General features: G+C 38.2%; 12 protein-coding genes and 1 pseudogene. 4 read left to right on the top strand and 9 right to left on the bottom strand.

From position 1 onward, the window contains the following. Positions 1-82: 82 nt before the first annotated feature. From DN410_RS17695 to DN410_RS17685, 4 genes and pseudogenes are all read left to right on the top strand, one after another. Positions 83-1,510, top strand: a complete 1,428-nt coding sequence (locus DN410_RS17695; RefSeq protein WP_179958621.1) for a recombinase family protein — start codon at positions 83-85, stop codon at positions 1,508-1,510. Positions 1,511-1,526: 16 nt separating this feature from the next. After that, positions 1,527-1,670: pseudogene (locus tag DN410_RS28015) on the top strand (hypothetical protein); the annotation flags it as partial. Positions 1,671-1,837: 167 nt separating this feature from the next. Further along, the gene (locus DN410_RS17690; protein WP_001003928.1) at positions 1,838-2,092 is read left to right on the top strand and encodes a YbeF family protein; all 255 of its coding nucleotides are present in this window, start codon (positions 1,838-1,840) and stop codon (positions 2,090-2,092) included. A 22-nt stretch (positions 2,093-2,114) separates the two neighbouring features. Then, complete coding sequence (locus tag DN410_RS17685) at positions 2,115-2,792, top strand: HAD family hydrolase (RefSeq protein ID WP_149177437.1); 678 nt, start codon at positions 2,115-2,117, stop codon at positions 2,790-2,792. Positions 2,793-2,830: 38 nt separating this feature from the next. Here DN410_RS17685 and pyrE read toward each other — a convergent pair whose 3' ends face one another. The 9 genes from pyrE to uraA form a co-directional block, all read right to left on the bottom strand. Further along, on the bottom strand, positions 2,831-3,463 hold the full coding sequence (pyrE, locus tag DN410_RS17680) for an orotate phosphoribosyltransferase (RefSeq protein ID WP_000711449.1): 633 nt from the start codon (positions 3,461-3,463) through the stop codon (positions 2,831-2,833). Then, positions 3,460-4,176 carry an orotidine-5'-phosphate decarboxylase gene (gene pyrF, locus DN410_RS17675; protein ID WP_149177436.1) on the bottom strand — a complete coding sequence of 239 codons (717 nt, stop codon included), beginning with the start codon at positions 4,174-4,176 and terminating at the stop codon, positions 3,460-3,462. Before pyrF ends, pyrE begins: the two co-directional genes overlap by 4 nt. After that, positions 4,161-5,090 (bottom strand): dihydroorotate oxidase B catalytic subunit, encoded by a 930-nt coding sequence (gene pyrD / locus DN410_RS17670; RefSeq protein ID WP_001081057.1) that lies wholly within the window; start codon positions 5,088-5,090, stop codon positions 4,161-4,163. Before pyrD ends, pyrF begins: the two co-directional genes overlap by 16 nt. Continuing rightward, complete coding sequence (gene pyrK / locus DN410_RS17665; protein ID WP_000983359.1) at positions 5,087-5,866, bottom strand: dihydroorotate oxidase B electron transfer subunit; 780 nt, start codon at positions 5,864-5,866, stop codon at positions 5,087-5,089. Before pyrK ends, pyrD begins: the two co-directional genes overlap by 4 nt. After that, entirely contained in the window at positions 5,863-9,081 is a 3,219-nt protein-coding gene (gene carB / locus DN410_RS17660; RefSeq protein ID WP_149177435.1) for a carbamoyl-phosphate synthase large subunit, read from the bottom strand. Before carB ends, pyrK begins: the two co-directional genes overlap by 4 nt. Next, positions 9,066-10,163 (bottom strand): carbamoyl phosphate synthase small subunit, encoded by a 1,098-nt coding sequence (locus tag DN410_RS17655; RefSeq protein ID WP_149177434.1) that lies wholly within the window; start codon positions 10,161-10,163, stop codon positions 9,066-9,068. The genes carB and DN410_RS17655 overlap by 16 nt, the downstream gene beginning before the upstream one ends. After that, positions 10,160-11,446, bottom strand: a complete 1,287-nt coding sequence (gene pyrC, locus DN410_RS17650; RefSeq protein WP_149177433.1) for a dihydroorotase — start codon at positions 11,444-11,446, stop codon at positions 10,160-10,162. Before pyrC ends, DN410_RS17655 begins: the two co-directional genes overlap by 4 nt. Further along, positions 11,430-12,344 (bottom strand): aspartate carbamoyltransferase, encoded by a 915-nt coding sequence (gene pyrB, locus DN410_RS17645; RefSeq protein WP_000018850.1) that lies wholly within the window; start codon positions 12,342-12,344, stop codon positions 11,430-11,432. Before pyrB ends, pyrC begins: the two co-directional genes overlap by 17 nt. 148 nt (positions 12,345-12,492) lie before the next feature. Next, positions 12,493-13,776: a uracil permease gene (gene uraA, locus DN410_RS17640; protein ID WP_149177432.1), complete on the bottom strand. Its 1,284-nt coding sequence runs from the start codon at positions 13,774-13,776 to the stop codon at positions 12,493-12,495. Positions 13,777-13,868: the final 92 nt, after the last annotated feature.

Here is a 13,868-nt window from a genome sequence, read left to right as displayed (position 1 = left end):
AGTCAATTACTTAATTGACTATCATGCCTTTTTACTCATAATTTTATACTTTTCGGTATCTAATACATATGAGGTGATTTTCATGAAATGTGTTTTATATGTTCGCGTTTCAACAGAAGAACAAGCAAAACATGGATATTCAATTGCTGCACAGCAGGAAAAACTCGAAGCATTTTGTGCATCACAAGGTTGGGAAATTATTGATACGTATATTGATGAGGGATATTCTGCTAAAGATTTAAATCGTCCTAAATTCCAATTAATGATAGAGGAAATTAAAAAGAAAGAAATCGATGTATTACTTGTTTATCGTCTAGATCGTTTAACTAGGTCTGTTTTAGACCTTTATAAAATATTAAAAATTTTAGAGGAAAGTGATTGCTCTTTTAAATCCGCCACAGAAGTTTATGATACAACGAATGCTATGGGGAGATTATTTATTACGCTTGCAGCAGGAATGGCTCAATGGGAAAGAGAAAACTTAGCTGAGCGTGTTAGGTTAGGAATAGAAAAAAAGACCAAAATGGGGAAATGGAAAGGTGGAGTGGCACCTTACGGATACACATATAAAAACGATGAACTGAAAATTAATACTACAGAAGCCCCCATTGTAAAAAAAATCTTCGAACTATCAAGGACATATGGATTCGTGACAGTCGCTAAGAAGCTAAACGAATCTGGGTGCTATACTAAATCAAATAAAGATTGGCATGTAGATACCGTTAGAGGGATTGCTAATAACCCAGTATACGCTGGATACCTCACTTTCAATGAAACTCTTCGAGCTTACAAAAAACCTCCAAGAGAACAAAAATTATACGAAGGAATTCACGAAAGAATCATACCAAGAGATGAATTTTGGTCATTACAAGATGTTTTAGATACAAGACGTGGACCAGGTGGAAAACGACAAACAAGCAATTATTTTTTCTCAACTATATTAAAATGTGGTCGTTGTGGTCATTCTATGTCTGGTCATAGAGGTAGTGTGGGTCAAAAAACTTATCGTTGTTCTGGGAAAAAATCAGGGAAAACTTGTTCTAGCCATATCATTCTAGAATCTACTTTAGTGAAGAAGATTTTCGAAAGATTTAACGAACTAGTAGATTTGGTCACCCCGCAAATTAATACTGAAACACAATCTTCCACAAGGAAAGTTAAAGAGTTGGAAGCTGAATTATCGGCAATAGAAAAGTCTCTAACTAAGCATAAAAAGATGTATGAAAGAGATATTATTGATATTGATGAACTAGTTGAAAAAACCGAGGAACTGAGACAAAGAGAAAAGGATCTCACTAAAGAACTCCAAAATTACAAAAGGAGTCATGAAAATATAGAAGATATTTCTTTTATCGCTAGAAATATAGAATCATTATGGAGTAAAGCTAATGACTCCGAAAAAAAACAAATGATGTGTACACTCTTTTCTCAAATTGTTATTGATACCGAAGAAGAATATAAAAGAGGTACTGGTATACCAAGAGAAATCATCATTGTTTCAGTTAAATAGCATAATGTCTTTCATTGGTGTTGGTGTATTAATTCCTTGGGCACTTATTCCTGCCGCTGCGATTTGCAAGGTAGATCCATTTGAACTTGCACGTCGAAACTTTTTACCGGTTGTGATTGGCTTAATTGTCACTACAATCGTTGCGATGTTTATTCTATAACGTAAGCAAGTGTTCTCTTGCTTACGTTTTTTGCTTGTAAAATTCATCATGAAATACTGGTTTTCAAGAGGGATTCATTATTACTTAGCGAAATTATATTAGGAGAGTAATTATTTCAAAACGTTTACGAGAAACAGATTACTGCAATTAGAAAAGGGGACATACCTATGAATGAATTGATTTTCGTCTTATTAATTTGTCCATTACTTATCTTTATCGTTTCTGTTATTGGAACACGCAAGTCGAAAACGTATTACGTAATGCCGATTGTAACGTTTGCTAGTTTTTTAATAATAGGTGTCATCGCCTTTACTCCAAAATTTTTCTTTTGGGTTGGCATGTACAGCATCTTCTCATTTATTGTTTCTTATATGACTCTCTTGTTTGTGAGAGGATATGAAATTGTGGAAAACGCAAAGTAGTTATTAGTAAGGGGATTGTAATATGATTTTCTTTGATATTGATGGAACTTTACTTGATTATGATACCGCTGAGAGTAAGGGGATTATAGATTTCTTTCAAACATATCACACCATTTTTTCAGGTAATGAATTAGACGCCACAAAAATCTGGCATGAATTATCAGAAGAATATTTCAACAAATTTTTATCCAAGGAATTATCTTTTCAAGAACAACAAAGGATGCGAATGTATCATTTATTTAAAACATATGGAGTAAACTTATCACCTAGGGAATCTCAGCAAAGATTCAATCAATATATAGAATTATATAAGAACAACTGGACCGCGTTTGAGGATGTACTCTATACATTACAAAGCTTACAGCAAAGAGGACACTCATTAGGTATCATTAGTAATGGTGACTATGAACAACAAATCGAAAAATTAACTGCTCTAAACATTCTACAATATTTCAAATATATTTTTACTTCTAGTGAACTCGGGATATCAAAACCAGACCCTGAAATGTTTCACCGATCCGTATTACAATCGAATCTTGAAATGAGTGATTGCTATTATATTGGCGATCGATTAGAGACTGATGCAATTAGTAGTACAGCAGCTGGAATGCAAGGGATATGGTTAAACAGGAACAGCTCATTGCAAAAATACGATGTATCCACTATACATTCTTTATACGAAGTTTTAGAAATCATATAAAAAACGACCGCGTTCCCCCGCGGTCGTCTTTTTTCGTGTTACGCTGTGATCCAAGCTTCGTTAGCTGGATTTTTACGCCACTCTTGTAATTTTTTCGTTTCAGCTTGTCCGATCATACCTTTTTCTGCTGCAACTTCAGTTAATGCACTGTAATCACTTAAAGAATATGATGCTACGTTAGCTGCTTCTAGCTTTTCTTTTCCTGCTTCTAGCTCGTATGTGAAGATTGATACGATTCCTAATACTTCACAGCCAGCTTCGCGAAGTGCTTCTACACATGTAATTGCACTACCGCCAGTTGAAATTAAGTCTTCTACTACTACAACTTTTTGACCTTTTTCAGCTTTTCCTTCAATTTGATTCCCTTTACCGTGGCCTTTTGCTTTACTACGTACGTAGCACATTGGTAAATCCATACGATCGCTTACCCATGCAGCGTGCGCAATACCAGCAGTTGCTGTTCCTGCAATAACTTCTACAGTTGGGAAGTGCTCTTTAATTAACTCTTCTAATCCAGCTGCAATCGCTTGACGTACTTTTGGATAAGATAAAGTTAAACGGTTATCACAATAAATTGGTGATTTCATACCTGAAGACCATGTGAATGGATCATTCGGTTGTAAAAATACTGCTCCAATTTCTAATAAATGCGATGCGATTTCTTTTTTCATACTGTTACACCTTCCCACTGTTGTTTTACTGTTTTATACGCTTCAAGCGGATGTTCTGCTTTTGTAATACTACGTCCAACTACGATGTAGCTTGAGCCAAGTTCCCTCGCACGTTTCGGTGTTGCTACGCGCACCTGGTCATTTACATCATCGCTTGCAAGACGAATCCCCGGTGTTACTGTTACAAATTCATTTCCGCATACTTCACGTAATTTTGGAACTTCAAGCGTTGAGCAAACAACGCCATCCAGTCCACTTTCTTTCGTTAGTTTTGCATAATGAGCAACCGCTTCTTCTAACGTTTTCTCAATGCCGATCTCTTTTTTCATCATAGCTTCCGAAGTGCTTGTTAGTTGTGTAACTGCAATACAAATCGGTCTCTCTTTTCCTTCTTGCTTACCTTCCTCTAATCCCTCAATCGCAGCTTTCATCATGCTACTTCCCCCAGCAGCATGAACATTTACCATATCAACATCTAGACTAGCTAGGCTACGCATAGCGCTTTTTACTGTATTCGGAATATCATGAAGTTTTAAATCTAGAAAAATCTTATGTCCTTTTTCTTTTAAGTACGTAATAATTGCAGGGCCTTCTTTGTAAAATAACTCCATACCAACTTTGACAAATAACTCTTCCCCTTCAAAGTGGCGCAAGAATTGTTCTACATCTTGTTTCCCTGGAAAATCTAGTGCAACGATTAACGACTGTGACATGTTTGCTTCCAGCTCCTTCCTTGACATTCCGAAATGTGATCAAATCCTAATTCATCTAGTAATGCTGGTAACTCTTCAATAATTGTCGGACATACGAACGGATCGATAAAGTTCGCTGTACCTACTGCAACTGCGCTTGCACCAGCGTAGAAGAATTCAATTACATCTTCCGCTGTTTCAATACCACCCATTCCGATAATTGGAATGTTAACCGCTTGGCTTACTTCATGTACCATACGAATTGCTACTGGCTTAATCGCAGGACCTGATAATCCGCCTGTACGGTTTGCTAAAATTGGTTTAGCTGTTTTTAAATCTAGACGCATACCAAGCAATGTATTAATCATCGTTAAACCATCTGCACCTGCATTTTCAATCGCTTTTGCAATTTCCACAATGTTTGCCACGTTCGGTGACAACTTCACGTATACAGGTACTTCAGAAACCTCTTTTACTCGCTTCGTTAAATCAGCAGCAATTTCAGGGTTTGTACCAAAGGCGATACCACCTGTTTTTACGTTCGGACAAGAAATATTTAATTCTAGTGCATGGACATTAGGCGCTTTAGAAATTTCCTTTGCAACCGCTACGTAATCCTCAGCTTGTGATCCTGCAACGTTCGCAATGATTGGAAGGTCAAATTGTTCTAACCATGGTAATTCAGAATTCATTACTTTTTCTAACCCTGGGTTTTGCAGTCCGATGGCATTTAACATGCCGCCCGGTGTTTCAGCAACACGAGGCGTTGGATTTCCATAGCGTGGTTGTTCTGTCGTCGCTTTAATCATGATTGATCCTAGTACACTTAAATCGTAAAACTGTGCATATTCACGACCAAATCCAAAGCATCCAGATGCCGGTATAATTGGATTTTTTAATGATAATCCTGGTAATTCAACTTGCAATCTGTTCATAGTACAACCTCCCCGATTGGAAATACTGGTCCGTCGCTACACACCTTCTTGTAAGAATGTCCACTTGGATCTTCTTGTAAGTGGCATACACATGCGAAACAAGCTCCAATACCGCAGCCCATACGTTCTTCTAATGAAATATAGGCTTTTTTCTCTTTGTAACGTCCTTCTAATGCACGAAGCATCGCTAACGGACCACATGAATAAAGAATATCAAAGTCAATTCCGTAATTATCAATTACATCTGTGACAAATCCTTTTGTACCGTGTGTACCGTCTACTGTCGCAACGTACGTATCACCAAGTTCTGCAAATTTTTCTTCATAGAAAACTACATCTTTCGTTTGAAAACCTAAGATGTGAATCACACGTACACCTTTTGCAACGAGACGCTGTGATAGTTCATAAAGTGGTGGTACACCAATTCCCCCGCCTACTAGTAAAGCTGTTTGACCAGCTTCTGCTTCTTCTACAGGAAAACCGTGTCCTAGTGGTCCTAGTACGTCTACCATTTCACCTTGTTTTCTAGTTGCTAATGTTTTTGTCCCTTGTCCTTCCGCACGATATAGCATTGTAAATTCGTTCTTCTCTTGATCTACATTACAAATACTAATCGGGCGGCGCAGAAGGGGCGCAATGCCCTCTGCTACCTTAATGTGTACAAACTGCCCTGGTTCGTTCATTTGCTGTACTAAAGTTCCTTGAAGCACTAACTCGTAAATGTTTTTTGCGATTTCTTTTTGATTAACGACGATCATATTTTGCTTTTGCATCATGCATGTACCACCTCGTGACGCTTTGTTTGCGTAATTTCTTTCATTGAATGAGCTGAGAATGTCATAGATTCTAATACTCGTAAGATTGCTCTTGTTGTATCAAGTGATGTTAAGCAAGCCACACCATTTTCTACTGATTCACGGCGAATGCGGAAACCATCACGCGCTGGTTGTTTACCTTTTGTTAATGTGTTAATTACAAACTGTGCTTTTCCTTGACGGATAATATCTAGTAAGTTGTAGTCTTCAGAATCAATTTTGTTTACAACTTGTACTGGGATATTTTGCTCTTCTAATGATTGTGCTGTTCCAGCTGTCGCTAATAAGTTATAGCCGATTTCGTGGAAACGTTTTGCAATTTCCATCGCCTCTTCTTTATCTTTATCCGCTACAGTGATGATTACTGAGCCGTGCGTTGGGATGTTAATTCCAGAAGCAACTAATCCTTTATATAATGCTTTTTCAAGCGTTAAGTCTTTACCCATTACTTCCCCTGTTGATTTCATTTCAGGTCCTAATGTTGTATCAACTGAGCGTAGTTTCGCGAATGAGAATACCGGAGCTTTTACATATACTTCTTTCTCTTCTGGGTGATAGCCCGTTCCGTATCCTTGCTCTACTAGGTCTTGACCTAAAATAACTTTCGTTGCAACATTCGCCATCGGTACGCCTGTAATTTTACTTAAGAACGGTACTGTACGGCTTGCACGTGGGTTTACTTCAATTACGTACACTTGATCTTTGAATACTACAAACTGGATATTTAGTAATCCAACAATGTTTAATCCTTTTCCAAGTGCAATTGTATGTTCAATGATTTGTTCTTTTAGTTTTTCAGATAAACTTTGTGGTGGATATACTCCAATTGAGTCACCAGAGTGAACTCCAGCGCGTTCAATATGTTCCATAATACCTGGAATGAATACATTCTCACCATCCGAAATTGCATCTACTTCAATTTCTTTACCAACCATGTAACGGTCGATTAATACTGGGTGATCTGCATGAACTTTAACTGCATTTTTCATGTAGTGCAGCAGTTCTTCTTGACGATATACGATTTCCATCGCACGTCCACCTAGTACGTAAGATGGTCTTACTAATACTGGGTAACCAATTTCTTCTGCGATTGCTACCGCTTGTTCTACAGTCGTTGCTGTTTTACCAACTGGTTGCGGGATACCAAGTTTTGTTAAAGCAGCTTCGAATTTATCACGATCTTCTGCACGGTCTAAGTCTTCAAGTGATGTTCCTAAGATTTTCACACCGTGAGCCTCTAATTTCGCCGCTAAATTAATTGCCGTTTGTCCACCGAACTGAACGATAACGCCTTCTGGTTTTTCTAAATCAATGATGTGCATTACATCTTCGATTGTTAATGGTTCAAAGTATAATTTGTCAGAAATACTGAAGTCTGTTGAAACTGTTTCTGGATTGTTATTAACAATGATTGCCTCATATCCAGCTTCTTTAATTGCCCATACAGAGTGAACTGTTGCATAGTCAAACTCAACACCTTGACCGATACGGATTGGACCAGACCCTAGTACAACAACACTCTTACGATCTGTTATAACCGATTCATTCTCGTCACCATATGTGCTGTAGTAGTATGGTGTTGCAGATTCAAACTCTGCCGCACAAGTATCTACCATTTTATAAACAGGAGTTATATTGCTTTCTTTACGTATATCGTAAATTTCACGCTCCGTTTTGTTCCAAGCAGCTGCAATGTAGTGATCACTGAAGCCCATTTCTTTCGCAGTTTGTAGTACTTCCATATTTCCTACATACGCTTTTACTTCGCGTTCCATATTTACGATGTTTTCAATTTTTTGTAAGAAGAAGAAGTCCATTTCACACCATTCGTTGATTTCTTCTTTCGTTACACCTTGACGAATCGCTTCGGCTACGATAAACAGTCGCTCATCGTCTGCTTTAATAATGCGTTTTTTCATTGTTTCTTTATCAAGTTCTTTTAAGTGGTCTAATTCTAAGTGATAAATGCCAAGCTCTAAAGAACGAACCGCTTTTAATAATGATTGCTCTAAGTTACGTCCGATTGACATAACTTCACCAGTTGCCTTCATTTGTGTACCAAGCGTTCTGTTTGCTGATTCAAACTTATCAAATGGCCAGCGTGGAATTTTTGAAACAACATAGTCTAATGCTGGCTCGAAGCAAGCGTAAGTTTTTTGTGTTACTGGGTTTATGATTTCATCTAATGTTAAACCGACTGCAATTTTCGCTGCTAATTTTGCAATTGGATATCCAGTTGCTTTAGATGCTAGTGCAGATGAACGACTTACACGTGGGTTTACTTCGATTACATAGTATTGGAAGCTATGTGGATCTAGTGCAAGCTGAACGTTACATCCACCTTCAATTCCTAGTGCACGAATAATTCGTAATGAAGTGTTACGTAACATTTGGTATTCACGGTCACTTAATGTTTGGCTCGGTGCTACAACGATTGAATCACCTGTGTGAACCCCAACTGGATCGATATTTTCCATGTTACATACTACAATCGCGTTATCATTCGAATCACGCATTACTTCATATTCAATTTCCTTACAACCGGCAATGCTCTTTTCTAATAAACATTGTGTTACCGGACTATGTTTCAATCCGCCTGATACGATTTCAATTAGTTCTTCTTCATTACTACAGATTCCACCACCTGTTCCTCCCATTGTAAATGCCGGGCGAACAATAACTGGATAACCAATTTCTTTTACAAATTCATGTGCTTCTTCCAGCGTATGAATAATCGTGCTAGATGGAATTGGTTCATTTAAATCCTGCATTAATGTACGGAATAAATCACGATCCTCCGCTTGCTCGATTGCTGATAATTTTGTTCCTAAAATTTCAACTCCACACTCTTCAAGTATGCCTGATTTCGCAAGTTCAACAGCCATATTTAAGCCTGTTTGACCACCTAATGTTGGTAAGATTGCATCTGGACGTTCTTTACGAATAATGCGGCTTACGAATTCTAATGTTAGTGGTTCTATATATACTTTATCTGCTGTCGCAGTATCTGTCATAATTGTTGCTGGGTTTGAGTTAACAAGGATTACTTTGTAACCTTCTTCTCTAAGAGATTGACAAGCTTGTGTACCAGAGTAGTCAAACTCCGCTGCTTGCCCAATTACAATTGGTCCTGATCCGATTACTAAAATTGTGTTAATGTCTAGGCGTTTTGGCATAACTCTTCCCCTTCTTTCTTGAAGTTTTCAATCATTTCTAAGAAATCTTCGAATAAATCATTTGCATCTTCTGGTCCTGCTGAAGCTTCTGGATGGTATTGAACTGTAAATGCTGGGAACTTCTTATGACGAAGACCTTCTACTGTTCCATCATTTAAAGCAACATGTGTAATTTCAAGCTCTGTATTTTCAACTGATTCTTCTTCTACTGCGTAACCATGGTTTTGAGAAGTAATTGCTACTTTTCCAGTTGCAATATTTTTTACTGGGTGGTTTAAACCACGGTGACCGAATTTTAACTTACTTGTATTCGCACCAGATGCTAGAGCGAACAATTGATGTCCTAGGCAAATTCCGAATAAAGGAACTTTACCGATAATGTCTTTTAACATTTCAATTGCTTCTGGTACATCTTTTGGATCCCCAGGTCCGTTACTTAACATAATTCCATCTGGACTAAGGCGTAAAATTTCTTCTGCTGTTGTGTTGTAAGGAACTACAATTACATCACAGTCACGCTTATTTAATTCTCGTAAAATACCATGTTTCATTCCGAAGTCTACAAGTACAACTCGGTGTCCGCGGCCTGGACTTGGGTATGGATCTTTCGTTGATACGCGTTTCACGTGATCTGTAAATACTGTCGCTTTTAATTGGCTCACGATGTATTCTACATCTGCATCCATGTTACAAAGGCGTCCGCGTAATGTACCGTATTGACGAATTTTTCTCGTTAATTTTCTCGTATCAATTCCTGCTAACCCTGGGATGTCTCTTTCTTTTAAGTAATCATTTAACGAAATTTCATTACGGAAGTTTGATGGGTGATCACAAATTTCGTTTACGATTAAACCATTTACAGATGGGTGAATCGATTCGAAATCGTCACGGTTGATGCCGTAGTTTCCGATTAATGGGTACGTGAATGTTACGATTTGACCGCAATATGATGGATCAGATAATGTTTCTTGATATCCAGTCATTCCTGTTGTAAATACAACCTCACCTGACTTTTCGATTTCTCCTCCGAAACCTTTTCCAATTAATACTGTTCCATCTTCTAAGATAAGTTGTCTTTTCATACTAATGCACTCTCCTTTTGCCATGCGATCTTACCACCAACGATTGTCATTACCGGCCATCCTTGGCATTTCCAACCTGCGAATGGTGTATTTTTTCCTTTTGATAAGAATGTTGTTGGATCAATCTCTTCTTCTTGTTCTAAATCAATGATTGTAATATCAGCTGCTCTACCTTCTTTCAGGCGACCTGCTTCTAAGCCGAATGTATCAGCTGGCTTTTCTGTTAAGAATTGAATTAACTGCTCTAATGTAATAATTCCTTTTTTCACAAGGTTTGTGTATAGAAGCGGGAATGCTGTTTCAAAACCAGTAATTCCGAATGGTGCTCTTTCAATTCCTTGTGCTTTCTCTTCCGCTGTATGCGGTGCATGATCAGTTGCGATCATATCGATTGTTCCATCTAATAAACCTTCAATTAATGCTTCGTGGTCTTCTTTTCCACGAAGCGGTGGGTTCATTTTAAAGTTAGGATCAGCTGATGGGATATCATCTTCACATAACACTAAGTGATGAGGTGTTACTTCTGCTGTTACTTTAATTCCAGCGCGTTTCGCATCACGGATTACACGTACAGATCCTTTCGTACTTACGTGACATACGTGATAGTGACAATCTGCCGCTTCAGCAAGCAGTATATCCCTTGCAATATGTACAGATTCACATACTGATGGGATACCGTTTAATCCGTGTTTCTCAGAAAACTTCCCTTCATGTACACAACCTTTATTAATAAGTGTGTTCTCTTCACAGTGTGCAACTACTGCCATATTCAGTTTCGCTGCACGCTTCATAGCAGCTAACATCATGCTAGCATCTTGTACGCCTACACCGTCATCAGTGAAAGCAAATGCTCCAAGTTCTTTTAATGTTTCGAAACCTGTCATTTCAGAACCCGCTTGGCGTACTGTAATTGCTCCGTATGGTAGTACGTTGACATGCGCTTTTTCTTTAATACGATTTTGCAGATCTTCCATATGTTCTCTGCAATCTGGTACTGGGCGTGTATTTGGCATTGCACAAATTGTAGTGAATCCACCTTTTGCCGCTGCTAGTGTACCTGTTTCAATTGTTTCTTTATGTTCACCACCTGGTTCGCGAAGATGTACGTGTACATCTACTAATCCAGGTGCGATTAACTTTCCGTTCACATCGATTACTTCAGCATTATCTGCCGTAATATTTTCTGCTACCTTAGCGATTTTACCGTCTTGTACGAGAAGATCTGTTGCTACAATTTTTCCTTCTTCATTCATATAACGACCATTTTTAAACAAGTAATTCATGTTTCATTCCTCCTAATACATTTGGTAAGGCGCGTTTTAGTACAGCCATTCTTACGTAAACTCCATTTTCCATTTGTTTAAATATGCGTGAACGCTCACACTCAACAAGTTCACTTGCAATTTCAACATCTCGGTTTACAGGAGCTGGATGCATAATAATGCTTCCTTCTTTCATACGCTTTTCTCTTTCCACTGTTAATCCGTGTTTCTCATGATACTCTTTCATAATGTCTGTTTCATAATGATCATGACGCTCATGTTGTACACGAAGTAACATCATTACATCAACTTCCGGAACAAGTTCATCTAATGGTTTGTATGTTCCAAATGTGTTGTCTTCATCTTTCCACTCTTCTGGACTTGCAAAGTAAATTGTTGCACCGAGCTTCGTTAATGCTTCTGCATTCGAACGTGCTACTCGGCTATGACGAACATCTCCTACTATTGCAATCTTCAAACCTTCAAATCTTCCAAACTCTTGTTTAATTGTAAGAAGATCGAGTAGGCACTGCGTTGGGTGGTTTCCACATCCATCTCCAGCGTTTAAGATCGGGATATTCACCTGATCTTTTAGTTCATCGAAGTAGCGATCTTGCTCATGGCGGATGACCACTGCTTTTGTTCCGATTGATTCTAGTGTTCTTATCGTATCGTATAAAGTTTCTCCTTTTTGTACGCTAGATGCATCTGCTGAAAAGTTTAAAACATCAAGTCCTAATCTCTTCTCAGCAACTTCAAAGCTAAATCTCGTTCTGGTACTATTCTCAAAGAACAAGTTTGCAACAAAAGTTTGCTCTGTCGTTTTGCTCTCTTTTCCATTCGCAAAATCTTCTGCGTCTTTTAGGATTTCTGAAATTTCTACTTCCGATAATTCACTCATCGTTAACAAATGGCTCATCGTCATCCCTCATCTTTCTGATTTTTATGTTACCACTTTTGTATTTTTATAACAACCTTTGTATAAAAATACCCTAGTCATGTAAGACTAGGGTGCAAGGAAGAAGCCACCCTTTTCTGTCTCACAGGACTGAATTAAAAGGTTATTATTATGAAGCAATCTGCTTAGATTGTTTTATTTGTTTCGTTTCCGGTAGTAGTAGATTTAACAGTACACCTACAATTGCTGCTAATGCCATTCCTTCTACTTGGAACGATTCTCCTACGTGAAGTACCGCTCCACCAATACCGATTACTAGTATTACTGATGCAATCATTAAATTTCGTTTGTCACTTAAATCTGTTTTATCATCTACCATCATGCGTAATCCGCTTGATGCGATTACACCGAATAGTAAGATTGACACCCCACCCATAACTGGTGTTGGAATCGAATGAATCAGTGCAGAAATCTTACCGATAAATCCGAACATGATTGCGAACACTGCTGAACCGATGAATAAGTATACACTGTACGCTCTCGTAATTGCTAGCACACCGATGTTTTCACCATACGTTGTATTCGGTGGTCCACCGATTAGTGATGCGATCAATGTTGCTACTCCATCACCGAAGATTGAACGATGTAAACCTGGTTTTTCAATTAAATCTCTTTTAATAACATTTCCTAGTACAATTTGATGTCCGATATGTTCTGAAATTGTTACGAGTGCAACTGGTACCATTAAGAGTACAATCTTCCATGAAAACTCTGGTGTGTATGTTACAAATGGTACTGTGAAATCTGGTATGACAAACCATTTTGCCTCAGCTACCGGCTTTAAATCGACTAGCCCTTGGAAGTAAGCAAAGATGTAACCCCCGATGATCCCAAGTAAAACTGGTATGATACTGAAGAACCCTCTCCCGAATATGGAGCAAATGATTGTAATTGCTAATGTTACTAATGCTACTGAAAAGTGTGTAAAGCTATATTTTCCATCCGCACCGTTCATCGCCATGTTAACGGCTGTATGTGCTAAAGCTAGACCGATTACCATTACTACTGGACCAACTACGATTGGTGGTAGTAATTTCATAATCCACGCTGATCCTGATTTCTTAATTCCGAGTGAGATTAAGATATACACAAGTCCTGCAAGTAAACCACCAAGCATTGCTGCTCCCGGTCCACCTGCTGTTTTCGCTGTTATAATCGGTGCGATAAAGGCGAATGATGATCCTAGATAGGCAGGTACTTGACCTTTCGTTATAAGAAGAAACGCTAACGTTCCTAATCCACTTGATATTAATGCTACTGATGGATTCAATCCTGTTAAAAACGGAACAAGCACTGTTGATCCAAACATCGCGAACAAATGTTGTATACTTAAAAATAACCATTTTCCCGGTTTCGGTACTTCATTAACGTCTAACACTGGCTTTTGTTCCATTGTTACATCCTCCTTCAGTTGAAATCTTTACAATAAAAAAACTCTTTGTGCCTGTGCACAAAGAGTCCTATACTTTCGTATGCCAAATTTGA

The sequence above is a fragment of the Bacillus sp. SH5-2 genome, from assembly GCF_008368905.1.
Classification (GTDB): Bacteria; Bacillota; Bacilli; order Bacillales; family Bacillaceae_G; genus Bacillus_A; species Bacillus_A luti.
This window is presented reverse-complemented; position numbering and strand designations above follow the sequence as displayed.

Coding starts and splice junctions, on each gene's coding strand:
- DN410_RS17695 (WP_179958621.1), top strand. CDS start 83: ATGAAATGTGTTTTATATGTTCGCGTTTCAACAGAAGAACAAGCAAAA.
- DN410_RS17690 (WP_001003928.1), top strand. CDS start 1,838: ATGAATGAATTGATTTTCGTCTTATTAATTTGTCCATTACTTATCTTT.
- DN410_RS17685 (WP_149177437.1), top strand. CDS start 2,115: ATGATTTTCTTTGATATTGATGGAACTTTACTTGATTATGATACCGCT.
- pyrE (WP_000711449.1), bottom strand. CDS start 3,463: ATGAAAAAAGAAATCGCATCGCATTTATTAGAAATTGGAGCAGTATTT.
- pyrF (WP_149177436.1), bottom strand. CDS start 4,176: ATGTCACAGTCGTTAATCGTTGCACTAGATTTTCCAGGGAAACAAGAT.
- pyrD (WP_001081057.1), bottom strand. CDS start 5,090: ATGAACAGATTGCAAGTTGAATTACCAGGATTATCATTAAAAAATCCA.
- pyrK (WP_000983359.1), bottom strand. CDS start 5,866: ATGATGCAAAAGCAAAATATGATCGTCGTTAATCAAAAAGAAATCGCA.
- carB (WP_149177435.1), bottom strand. CDS start 9,081: ATGCCAAAACGCCTAGACATTAACACAATTTTAGTAATCGGATCAGGA.
- DN410_RS17655 (WP_149177434.1), bottom strand. CDS start 10,163: ATGAAAAGACAACTTATCTTAGAAGATGGAACAGTATTAATTGGAAAA.
- pyrC (WP_149177433.1), bottom strand. CDS start 11,446: ATGAATTACTTGTTTAAAAATGGTCGTTATATGAATGAAGAAGGAAAA.
- pyrB (WP_000018850.1), bottom strand. CDS start 12,344: ATGAGCCATTTGTTAACGATGAGTGAATTATCGGAAGTAGAAATTTCA.
- uraA (WP_149177432.1), bottom strand. CDS start 13,776: ATGGAACAAAAGCCAGTGTTAGACGTTAATGAAGTACCGAAACCGGGA.